The 10,942-nt window shown below is 74.0% G+C and carries 6 protein-coding genes and 1 pseudogene; 4 read left to right on the top strand and 3 right to left on the bottom strand.

Annotated elements, in window-relative coordinates; all coding sequences use genetic code 11:
• The first annotated feature begins 148 nt into the window (after positions 1-148).
• Positions 149-1,552 carry an FAD-dependent monooxygenase gene (locus B9S61_RS10300; protein WP_103541988.1) on the top strand — a complete coding sequence of 468 codons (1,404 nt, stop codon included), beginning with the start codon at positions 149-151 and terminating at the stop codon, positions 1,550-1,552.
• Positions 1,553-1,737: 185 nt separating this feature from the next.
• Here B9S61_RS10300 and B9S61_RS10305 read toward each other — a convergent pair whose 3' ends face one another.
• From B9S61_RS10305 to B9S61_RS10315, 3 genes and pseudogenes are all read right to left on the bottom strand, one after another.
• Positions 1,738-2,592 (bottom strand): SMP-30/gluconolactonase/LRE family protein, encoded by an 855-nt coding sequence (locus B9S61_RS10305; RefSeq protein WP_103541989.1) that lies wholly within the window; start codon positions 2,590-2,592, stop codon positions 1,738-1,740.
• On the bottom strand, positions 2,589-3,362 hold the full coding sequence (locus B9S61_RS10310) for an IclR family transcriptional regulator (protein WP_103541990.1): 774 nt from the start codon (positions 3,360-3,362) through the stop codon (positions 2,589-2,591). Before B9S61_RS10310 ends, B9S61_RS10305 begins: the two co-directional genes overlap by 4 nt.
• Positions 3,363-3,510: 148 nt before the next feature.
• A pseudogene (locus B9S61_RS10315) lies at positions 3,511-4,761 on the bottom strand (helix-turn-helix domain-containing protein).
• Between the two features lie 389 nt (positions 4,762-5,150).
• On the opposite strand from B9S61_RS10315, the gene B9S61_RS10320 reads away from it, so the two are divergent.
• From B9S61_RS10320 to B9S61_RS10330, 3 genes are all read left to right on the top strand, one after another.
• A complete protein-coding gene (locus B9S61_RS10320) occupies positions 5,151-6,338 on the top strand; it encodes a glycosyltransferase family 4 protein (RefSeq protein WP_103541991.1) in 1,188 nt (395 codons plus the stop codon).
• Entirely contained in the window at positions 6,335-7,072 is a 738-nt protein-coding gene (locus B9S61_RS10325; RefSeq protein ID WP_103541992.1) for a class I SAM-dependent methyltransferase, read from the top strand. The genes B9S61_RS10320 and B9S61_RS10325 overlap by 4 nt, the downstream gene beginning before the upstream one ends.
• Positions 7,069-10,942 (top strand): alpha-(1->3)-arabinofuranosyltransferase family protein (locus B9S61_RS10330; RefSeq protein ID WP_103541993.1); only part of this gene is annotated, 3,874 nt, incomplete at its 3' end. The genes B9S61_RS10325 and B9S61_RS10330, both read left to right, overlap by 4 nt.

A 10,942-nucleotide genomic window follows, 5' to 3' on the forward strand; every position in this document is an offset into this window, starting at 1 on the left:
TACCGGCTGCACGCCACCGAGGTCTCCGGCACCGGCGGGCTGGTGGAGCTGGCCCAGGCGCTGCACCGGCCCGCCGCCGGGGGCTCCGCGCCCGACGGCGCGGCGGCGTCCTCCCTTCCTGGATCCATGACCGAACCCGAGGAGCCCCATGTCGCGTAGAGCTGTCGTCATCGGTGCCGGTCTGGCCGGCATGCTGGCCGCGGCCGTCCTGTCCGCAGCCGGGGCGGACGAGGTGATCGTGCTGGACCGGGACGAGCTGCCCGACGGCCCCGAGCACCGCAAGGGGCTGCCGCAGGGGCGGCACGCCCATCTGCTGATGGCCGGCGGCATGGACGCCATGGAGGAACTGCTGGCGGGCGCGGGGCTGCGGGAGCGGCTGCTCGCCGCGGGCGCGCACGAGATACCGCTCAGCTCGGGCATGCTGGCGCTCACCCCCGAGGGCTGGCTGCGGCGGTGGCGGCGCGAGGGCCCGGTCATGCTGACGTGCAGCCGGGCGCTGCTGGACTGGGTGGTGCGGGAGACGGTCCGGGAGCAGGCGGCGGTGGAGATCCGCAGGGCGGCGGTGATCGGGCTGACGGGTTCCGCGGGGCGGGTGCGCGGGGTGCGGATCGCGGCGCCCGGCGGGGACACGGACCTCGACGCGGATCTGGTGGTGGACGCGAGCGGGCGGGGCACGCGCGTGGTCAGCTGGCTGGGCGGGCTCGGGGTGAGCGGGGTGCGGGAGCGGGCCGTGGACTCCGGGCTGGTGAACGCCTCGCGGCTGTACCGGGTGCCGGAGGGGGCGGAGCGCTTTCCGCTGACGATCGTGCAGTCCAACCCGTACGTGTCACGGCCGGCCCGCAGTGCGATGGTCATGCCGATCGAGGGGGGCCGCTGGCTGGTGAGCTGCGGCGGCTCCCGCGGGGGTGAGCCGCCGGCCGACCCGGAGGGGTTCCTCCGGTACGCCCTCACGCTCCCCGACCCGATCGTGGGGCGGCTGATCTCCGGGGCGGAGCCGCTCACCGATGTGCATCTGAGCCGGTCGACCAGCAATGTGCGCCGGTACCTGGAGGAGCTGCCGCGGTGGCCGGAGGGGTTCGTGGTGCTCGGGGACGCGCTGGCCACATTCAACCCGGCGTACGGGCACGGGATGTCGGTGGCGGCGTTCGGGGCGCGGGTGCTCAGCCGTGAGCTGGCGCGGAGCGGAGGGCTCGGCGCGCCCGGTCTGGCGCGGCGGGTGGTGCGCGGGGCGGCGCGGTCGGCGGACGCGGCGTGGTCGATGGCGGTCGGTCAGGATGTGCTGTACCCGGGGGTGCGGGGTGGCCGGCCGACCGCGGGTGACCGGGTCCTGACGGCGTACACCCGCCGGATGACGCGGGCGGCGACGGGGTCCTACGCGGCGGCGTCGGCGATCTGGGACGTCACGAGTCTGAGTGCGCCGCCGACGCGGATGTTCCGGCCGGGGGCGGTGCTGGCCGCTGTCGCGGGGTCGCCGTTGCCGCCGTTGGCGGAGGCGCCGCTGACGGGGGGTGAGCGGGGGGTGCTGCGGGCGCTGGACCGTACCGGGGTGTGACCGGCCGGAGGTTTCCTCGCACCCTCCGCCCCTTCCCGTTCCCGTCCCCCTGGGGCGCTGCCCCCGGACCTCCGCTCCTCAAACGCCGGAGGGGCTGAAGTCAGCCCTTCCGGCGTTTGAGGAACGGGGTCCGGGGCGGAGCCCCCAGGGTTGGGACGGGAAGGGGCGGAGGGTGCGAGGAGAAGTCAGCCCGCGAACGGGGGTTGAGGGAAGCCCCGGCCCGCTCCCGGGACCACCAGGACGGACCCCGCCAGCGGGTGGGGGGCCGTCAGCCCCACCCGGGCCGTGGTGATGTAGAGGTCGGTCAGAGAGGGGCCACCGAAGGCGCAGGCCGTGACGCGGGGGACGGGGAGGCGGATCTCCCGGTCCAGCTCACCGGCGGGCGTGTAGCGGCGGACCGCACCCCCGTCCCACAGGGCGACCCAGACGCAGCCGTCGGCGTCCACGCACAGCCCGTCGGGAAACCCCGCCCCGTCCTCGAGCGCGACGACCGAGCGGCGGTTGCTGATCCGGCCGTCCGCCTCGCCGACGTCGAAGACGTCGAGACGGCGGGTCGGTGAGTCGATGTAGTACATCAGCCGCCCGTCGGGGCTCCACCCGGTGCCGTTGCTCACCGCCACGTCGTCGAGGAGGACCTTCACCGTGCCGTCGCCGCCGACGCGGGACAGCGTGCCGCCGCACGGGGCCTCGTCGTAGCGCATCGTGCCGGCGAAGAGACTGCCGTCGGGGGCGACGGCGGCGTCGTTGGCACGGCGGCCGGGTACCGGCTCGCGGTGCAGCCAGCGGAAGGTGTCGTCGGGGTCGATCAGGCCGATGCCGTCGCGCAGGTTGAGGACGAGGCCGCCGCCCGCGCGGGGCTTGACGGCGCCCACGTGCTGGCCGGTGCGGCGCACGGTGCGCCGGCCGGTGGCGGGGTCGTAGGTGTGGACGCGGGAGCCGAGGATGTCGATCCACAGCAGGCGTCCCGTGGCCGGGTCCCAGGTGGGACCCTCGCCGAGGGACGCCTCCGCGCGGACCGCCACGTCGAATGTGCTCGTCATGCCATGCTCCTGTGGCCCAGCCGCTCGGACAGTTCGGCGGCGCCCTTGACGGCGAGCCGCTCCAGCTCGCCCAGCCGATCGTCGCTCCAGCGGATCATCGGTACGGAGATGGACAGCGCGGCGACCACCTGTCCCGTGCGGTCGCGCACCGGCGCGGCGACGCAGGAGACGTCCGGGTTGGACTCGCGGCTCTCCACGGCGACGCCCCGGTCACGGATCCCGGCAAGGGTCTCGCGCAGGGCGGCGGGGTCGGTGATGCTGTGGGGGGTCATCGCCGTCAGCGCCGCATCGTCGGGCAGGCGGGCGGTGAGCTCGTGTTCGGGAAGGGAGGCCAGCAGCATCTTGCCGACGGAGGTGCAGTGTGCGGGCAGCCTGCGGCCGGCCGCCGACACCATGCGCACCGCGTGGGTGGAGTCGACCTTGGCGATGTAGATGACGTCGGTGTCCTCCAGTATCGCCACGTGCACCGTCTCGTCGCAGGTCTCGGCGACCGAGCGGGCGACCTGCTGGCCCTCGGCGGCGAGGTCGAGGTGTTCGGCGTAGCGGGCACCGAGCTGGTACGGGCGCACTCCGAGCCGGTAGCGTCCGGACTGGCCGGCCACCGGGACGATGTACTTCCGGGCGGCGAGCGTGGTCACCAGCTCGTGGACGGTGGTGCGCGGCAGTTGGAGTCTGCGCACGATGTCGGGGGCGGAGAGTGTCCCGTCCCCGTCCAGGAAGAGCTCGAGAATGTCGAGAGCCCGGGTCACGGCTGGTACGAGTCGTCCCACGACCGGCCCCCTCTCCATGTGTCTCAGGTGCCTGAAGCCTCGTGCGAGATTTCAACAGGCGATCGGCATGACGAACACAGGCTAGCCACAGGGCGCTCGGGCGGGCAATGGGGGGAAGGCCCCCAGAGCCCGCGGCGCGGTCCCTCGGTCAGGTGGTGCGGGGCCCGCCGAGGTCGCCGCGCAGCCGCTGGGCCCGCAGGACCAGTTCCAGTTCGAAGCGGCGGTCGGGGTCGTCGATCGCGTCGCCCCACATCTCACGGATCTGGCGGAGGCGGTAGCGGACGGTCTGCGGGTGGACGCCCAGGCGGGCCGCCACCTCCGGCGCCCCGCCCCGCGTCTCCAGCCACGCCAGCAGCGTTTCCGCGAGGCGACGCCCGTGCGCGGAACCGCAGTCCGCCAGCGGGGCCAGGCACCTGCGCGCCAGGTCCTCGATCAGTTCCTCCGGCTGGAGCAGCACCAGCGCCTCGGTGTGCTCGGTGCAGTGCAGCACCTCCCCGGCGGGCAGCAGTCCGCGCCGCACAGCCGTACGGCCGCCTCCGCCCAGCGCAGCGACTTCGCCGCGTCGCAGACCGGCACGGGCGGCCCGATCGCCCCGGACCAGCCGGTGAGCGCGCGGTGCAGCAGTTCGGGACGGCCGGCGGCGGCCGGCTCGGGCACGACCATACGGGGCTGCTCGTACTCCATGTCGAGCAGCACCCCCTGCCCCACGGCGGGAGCCACCGCCTCCCGCGCCGGGCGCAGCAGCACGCCCACCGCGACCTTCGCGGGCAGCGGCCAGCGGCCAGCCGATCCGGGCGGCCCGCTCGGCGAGCGCGTCGGCCGGGTCACCCCGGTGGTTCTCGACGAGCAGCAGCTCCATCAGCCGGCGCTGCAGCCGCAGCCGTTCCCCGGCCTGGCGGGCGGCCGCCTCGGCGTATCCGCGCACCGACTGGTCGACCAGGCCGTCCAGGTACTCGTATCCGGCGTCGACGAGCTCGTACATGGCGGGAGGCGGGAGGTCGATCTGCTGGCCGATCTCGGCGAAGCGGCGCCAGGCGAGGCGGACACCCATCCGGTAGGTCGCCTGGAGCGCGTCCAGCGACCGGCCGTTGAGGCCCTCGCCGCGACCGAAGTCCTGGAAGACTCCCGGCGGTGCGGTGACCCGGCCCACCGCGTAGTCGGCGTGCGAGACGTGCTGGACGAAGTCCTCGATGGCGCGGCGGATGCCGAGGAGCGCCAGGGGCTCCCCCGAGTCGTCGAGGACGACCGGCAGATGCGGGTACTCGCGCTGGATCTCGCTCATGATCTCCCCGGCCAGCGCGGGCGCGTCGGCCATGGCGATCTCGGCGAACCGGCGCACCTGGTGGCGCGGTACGTCGTGCCAGGCGGAGCGGGCCGTGCGGGTACGGGAGGCCGTCACCGGTCAACTCCCCTGCCCGGCCTGCTCGTAGGTGATCAATGGGGTGTTGGGCTGGTCGGGCGTGGCTCCGAGCAGCGCGACGACACCCACCGCGGCACCCACGGCCAGGGCGGCGGCGAGCGCGACGGTCGTGACTCACGAGTAAGAAAAGCCCGAAGTTGTCACGTTCGTGAGTAGCCGTGGGGAACGGGTGGGCGAAAACTGTCCATTCCCCACCCAACCACAGTCCGTCCACACCCCTCACCCAGGAACCCCTTCGGGCCCCCACAGGGGGCTCGTTCCCACCCCTCACCCTCGGGCCCCGCACGGGGCTCGTCCCCCACCCCACCCCTTCCCCCCTCCTCGCGTGCTTCCCCACGCCGAGCTCCCCGAGACGAGTTGGAGCACCGATGCCCCAGCACGTGCCGTCCCCTCCCCTGCTCCCGGCTCCGGCCGGGCGCGGGAACCCCCACCACCCCGCGCTTCCCGGCGCGTCGCAGCACACTCCGGCGCTTCCCCCACATCCGCGCCGGATCGTCTTCCTCGCCCACCGCGACCTGGACAACCCCTCCGCCGGCGGCTCCGAGCTGCTGGTCGACCGGCTTGCCGACGGCCTGACCCGCAAGGGCCACCAGGTCACCCTGCTGTGCGGAGGCCCCGCGGCCTACCGTGACTACCGGGTGGTGTCGGCGGGCGGGACGTACGACCACTACCTGCGGGCCCGTTCCGCCTTCGCCCGTCAGGTCGGCGACTGCGATCTGCTGGTCGAGGTGTGCAACGGCGTGCCCTATCTGGCGCCGCTGTGGCACCGCGGGCCCACGCTGTGCCTGGTCGACCACGTGCACACCGATCTGTGGACGATGCGGTTCGGCGGCCCGCTGGCCCCGGCCGCGCGGATCGGCCGCAGACTCGAGCACTGGGCGCTCACCGGCGCCCGCCGACAGGGGCTGGTCGTCGCCGTGTCAGCGTCCACCGCCCACGCCCTGCGCGGCATCGGCGTACCGCGGGAGCGGATACGGGTCGTGCACAACGGAGTCGAGGAGCCCGGACCGCGCGCCGAACGGTCGCCCGAACCCCTGTTCGTGGCGGTGGGCCGGCTCGTCGAGTACAAGCGGATCGATCTGCTGCTGCGGCTCTGGGAGCGGGTGCGGCCGGTCACCGGCGGCCAACTGGTGATCGTCGGCGACGGTCCGGAGCGCGAGCGGCTGGAGCGGCTCGCCGGCCCCGGAGTCCGGTTCACCGGGCATGTCTCCGAGGCGGAGAAGCACCGGCTGCTGTGCGCGGCCTGGCTGCTGCTGCATCCCTCCGCCGTGGAGGGATGGGGGCTCGTCGTCACCGAGGCGGCGGCCCGGCAGACTCCGGCGGTCGCCTTCGACGTGCCCGGCCTGCGGGATTCCGTACGGGACGGGGAGACCGGGGTGCTGGCGCACGGGGAGTCCTCGTTCGCCGCGGCCTGGATGTCGCTGGCCCTGGCCGGGGACCGGCGGGAGGCGATGGGCAAGGCCGCGGTCGAGCATGCCGCCGGCTTCCGGTGGGAGCGCACGGTGCGGCAGTTCCGCGCGGTCGCCGCCGAGGCGGTGCGGGGATCCACGACGTGACCCGTACCGCACGAGACCCCTCACTCCGGCGGTCCCTCGCCCTCTTCCGCGCGTTCCTGCGGGAGCAGGACGAGCCCGACGCCTGTTACTCGCTCCTCGCACGCGACGCCGCCGACCAGGTCGAGGCGTACGGCGGGGCCGTGGCCGGGCGGGTGGTCGTGGACGTCGGCGGCGGCAGCGGGCACTTCACCCGGGAGTTCCGTGAGCGCGGGGCGTACGCCTATCTCTTCGAGCCCGATGTCCGCGAGCTGGGTGAGAAGCCCCCCGACGGGGCCGTGGTCGCCGACGGTTATCTGCTGCCGCTGGCCGACGGGTCCGCGGACGTCACCTTCTCCTCCAACGTGCTGGAGCACGTGGCCGATCCGCAGACCTTCCTCAGCGAGCTGGCGCGGGTGACACGGCCCGGCGGGCTGATCTACGTGTCGTTCACCAACTGGCTGTCCCCGTGGGGCGGTCACGAGTGGGCGCCCTGGCACTACCTCGGCGCCGAGCGGGCCCGCGCCCGCTACCGGCGCCGTACCGGCAGACCCGCCAAGCACACGCTCGGCGAGAACCTCTTCCCGGTGCACATCGGCACCACCCTGCGGCAGGTGCGCGCCCGCGACGACATGCGGATCGTGTCGGCGCGCTCCCGCTACTGGCCGTTCCTGACGCGGACCGTGGTGAAGGTGCCCGGTCTGCGCGAGTTCGCCACCTGGAATCTCCTCCTCATCCTCCGGCGGTGTCCCGAATGACGACCACGGTCCAGGCTCCGCCCCCGGCGGCAGCCCCCACCAGCAGAGCATCCGCGGGACCTCCGGAGGGCCCGCGGTCACGCCGCTGGCTGCTCGGCTTCTGGGCGGTGGGGTTCGTCCTGTTCCTGGCGGTGCAGCCGGGCCGGCAGACCTTCGACACCAAGCTCGGCGTCACCGTCGACCCGGGTCAGTTCCTCGCGGACCTCGGCCAGTTGTGGCACAACCGGGGATCGTTCGGCGGGATCTCCGACCAGTACATCGGCTACGTGTGGCCGATGCTGCCGTACTACTGGCTGGCCGACCTGGTGCAGCTGCCGGTGTGGCTGGCCGAGCGGCTGTGGATGTCGCTGATCGTGTCGGTGGCGTTCTGGGGCGCGCTGCGACTGGCTGAACGGCTGCGCGTGGGCAGCGGGGCGTCGCGGCTGCTCGCGGCGGCCGCGTACGCGCTGTGGCCGGTGTTCACCGCGGTCGTCGGCTCGACGTCGGCCGCCGCGCTGCCGGGCGCACTGCTGCCGTGGGTGCTGCTGCCGCTGGCGGACGAGCGTTACTCGGCCCGGGCCGCCGCCCTGCGTTCGGCGCTGCTCGTGCCGTTCATGGGCGGCGTCAACGCGGCCTCGACGCTGGCGTCCCTGCTGCCGGTCGGGCTGTATCTGCTCTCCCGCCCGGCGGGGCCGCGGCGGCGCAGGCTGATCGCCTGGTGGACGCCGGCGATGATCGTGGCGACGGCGTGGTGGTGGATCCCGCTGCTGCTGCTCGGGGCCCACGGGGAGAACTTCCTCCCCTACACCGAGACGTCGCGGACGACCACGGACACCATGGCGGCGACCGAGGCACTGCGCGGCGCCGGCAACTGGGTGGCGTACCTGCACTTCGGCGAGGCGTGGCTGCCGGCCGGCTGGACCGTGGCCTCGTCGGCGGCCGTGATCGTCTGCTCGGCGCTCGCGGCGGGGCTGGGCCTCGCGGGCCTGGCCCGGCGGGACCTGCCGGAGCGGCGCTGGCTGGTGCTGACCGCGCTGGTGGCGGTGCTGGTGCTGCTGGCCGGGTACGGGGGCGCGTTCGGCGGCCCGTTCCACTCGGTGGTGCAGGGCTGGCTGGACGGATGGCTGGCGCCGTTCCGCAACATCTACAAGTTCCAGACGGGCCTCGCGCTGGCGTTCGTCCTGGGGCTGGCGCATCTGGTGGGGGTGTCGGCGCCGGCGCGCGGAGCCCACCACCGGATACGCGGACGGCGGTTCGCGCCGCTGATCGCGGCGGTGCTGGTCCTGCCGGGCCTGATGTGGCCCTACCTCAACGGGTCCGTCCTCGCCGCCGGTTCGTTCCAGGAGATACCCAAGTACTGGCAGGCGACGGCCGACTGGCTGAAGAAGAACTCCCCCGACTCGCGTGCCCTGGTCGTCCCCGCGACCGCGCACGGCATCCACACCTGGGGATCGACCATCGACCAGCCGCTGGACGTGGTCGCCGACTCCCGCTGGGCGCAACGCGACTACGTGCCGTTCGGCACCGCCGGGAACCGGCGCGCCATGGACGCGGTGGAGCAGCCGCTGCCGACCGGCGGCGAAGTCCCCGGTCTCGCCGACTACCTGAGCCGGGCGGGCGTCTTCTACGTGGTCGTCCGCAACGACCTCGACCCCGACCAGATCGGCCAGGTGCCGACGGCGACCGTCAAGCGCACCCTGGAACAGTCCGGGTACGAGCGGGCCGAGGGCCTCGGGCCGGTGATGACCGGCGGGGTGATCGCGTCCGGCACCCCGCTCCAGGTGGAGGGCCTGTATCCGCGGCAGCGGGCGGTGGAGATCTACCGTCCCGCCGGTGCGGACGTCCCCCGCCCGGGACAGGCGCGGCTGCTGCCGGTCGCCGACACCGCCGTGGTGTCCGGCGGGCCGGAGGCGCTGCTGCCGCTGGCGGACGAACTGCGGGGCCGGCCGGCCGTGCTGACCGGTGACGCCCACCCGGGGCTCGGCACCCCGCCGGTGCAGGTGACCGGCGACGGGATGCGCCGGGCGGACACCCGGTTCGGGCTGGTCAACGCCCATACGTCGTACACCTACACACGTGACGAGCGCAACGCGCCGGACGCCTCCCAGGACGCGGGTGAGCGGCCGCGCCAGATCCTGCCGAGCGAGGGCCTGGACCATCAGACGGTGGCCGAACTGCGCGGCGCCGACTCGGTGACGGCCTCCTCCTACGGCAACTGGCTGTTCCACCTTCCGCAGTACGACCCGGTGAACGCCTTCGACGGCAATCCGGACACCGCGTGGGTGGAGGGCGCGGAGGACTCCCCGAACGGACAGTGGCTGCGGATCGGCTTCAACGGCAGCTACGACATGCCGGACTCCGTCGGCCTGATCCCGCTCGCCCAGGACGGTGTGCGGGCGGCGCCGACCCGGGTACGGGTGGAGACGGAGAACGGGTCCGAGACGTCCTTCCTGCGGGCCAACGGCCTCAAGCAGCAGGTCAAGGCGCCCGCCGGGGCCACCGAGTGGATGAAGCTGACGATCGCCGGCTCGACGGCCGAGCGGCCGGGTCTCACCGGTGCGGGCTTCTCCGAGGTCGACCTGCCCGATGTGCAGGTGACACGGCTGCTGCGGCTGCCCACCGACGCCGGGAAGTCCACCGCCACCGCGCAGATCGTCTCCCTGCACCGGGCCGCCGACCCCACCGGGCTGTCCCTCACGGGCAGCGAGGCGGGGCTGCACCGGCGGTTCGACACGGGCACGTCGGGGACGTACGAGGTGGCGGCGAGCGCGGTGGCGGTGCCCGGTGAGGCACTGGACCGGCTGCTGTACGAGGTGGCACCCGGGCAGCCGAAGCGGATCACCGTGACCGCGGACTCCACGGCCCGGCTCGGCGCGGGACTGTCCGCGCGCAACCTCACCGACGGTGACCTGACCACCGCGTGGATCGCCGGCGGACGGCCCACCGTCCGTCTGAGCTGGCCGGACAAGCAGCCGGTCGACGAACTGGTGCTGGCCCCGGCCGGCGGGCTCTCCTCGCGGGCCACCGAGGTGCACATCAGCTCCCCGGACGGCGCGGCGATCGCCGGTGTCGACGAGAACGGCTGGGTCCGCTTCCCGCCGATCACCACCGACCGCCTCGACATCACGGTCACCGGGACCGCCCCGCTCACCCTGCACAACCCGGCGGTCGGCGCGGACATGCAACTGCCGGTGGGACTGACCGAGGCGTACCTCCCCGCCCTCGACGAGTACCGCACCCCGCAGCCGCGCGGGACACAGGAGTTCTCGCTGGAGTGCGGCAAGGGCCCGCTGCTGGCGGTGGACGGCGAACTGTACGAGACCGCGGTGCGCGGGACCGTACGGGATCTGGTGGAGCGGCGGCCGGTCGCGGTGACGCTGTGCCAGGACGGGCGCGACGCCGGTGCGCTGGAGCTGCCGGCGGGCACGCATCAGGTGGAGGGCGGTGACGCCGGCCCGCTGGCGCTGACGGACGTGACACTGACGCACGGGAACGTGCCGGAGACGTCGGCCTCCGCCCGTGAGCTGTCGATCCAGGACTGGCTGGGCGACCGCCGGGAGGTGGGCGTCGGCTCGGGAGCGGCCTCGTACCTCACGATGCACGAGAACCACAACGACGGCTGGAAGGCCACGCTGAACGGCGAGGAACTCACACCGCTGCGGCTGGACGGCTGGCAGCAGGGCTGGCGGATCCCGGCGGGCGAGGGCGGCACCGTGAAGCTGTCCTACACACCGGCCACCACCTACGACGCCGGGCTGATCGGCAGCGGGGCCGGGATCGCGGTACTGATCGGGCTGGTGCTGTGGCGCCGGAAGGCCGCCAACCCCGACGCGCCCCAGCCGGTGCCGCCGGCGTCGGTCAGTTCGGCCCTGGTGGCCCGCGCGTACTCCC

This window comes from Streptomyces sp. SM1 (assembly GCF_002910825.1).
Classification (GTDB): Bacteria; Actinomycetota; Actinomycetes; order Streptomycetales; family Streptomycetaceae; genus Streptomyces; species Streptomyces okerensis.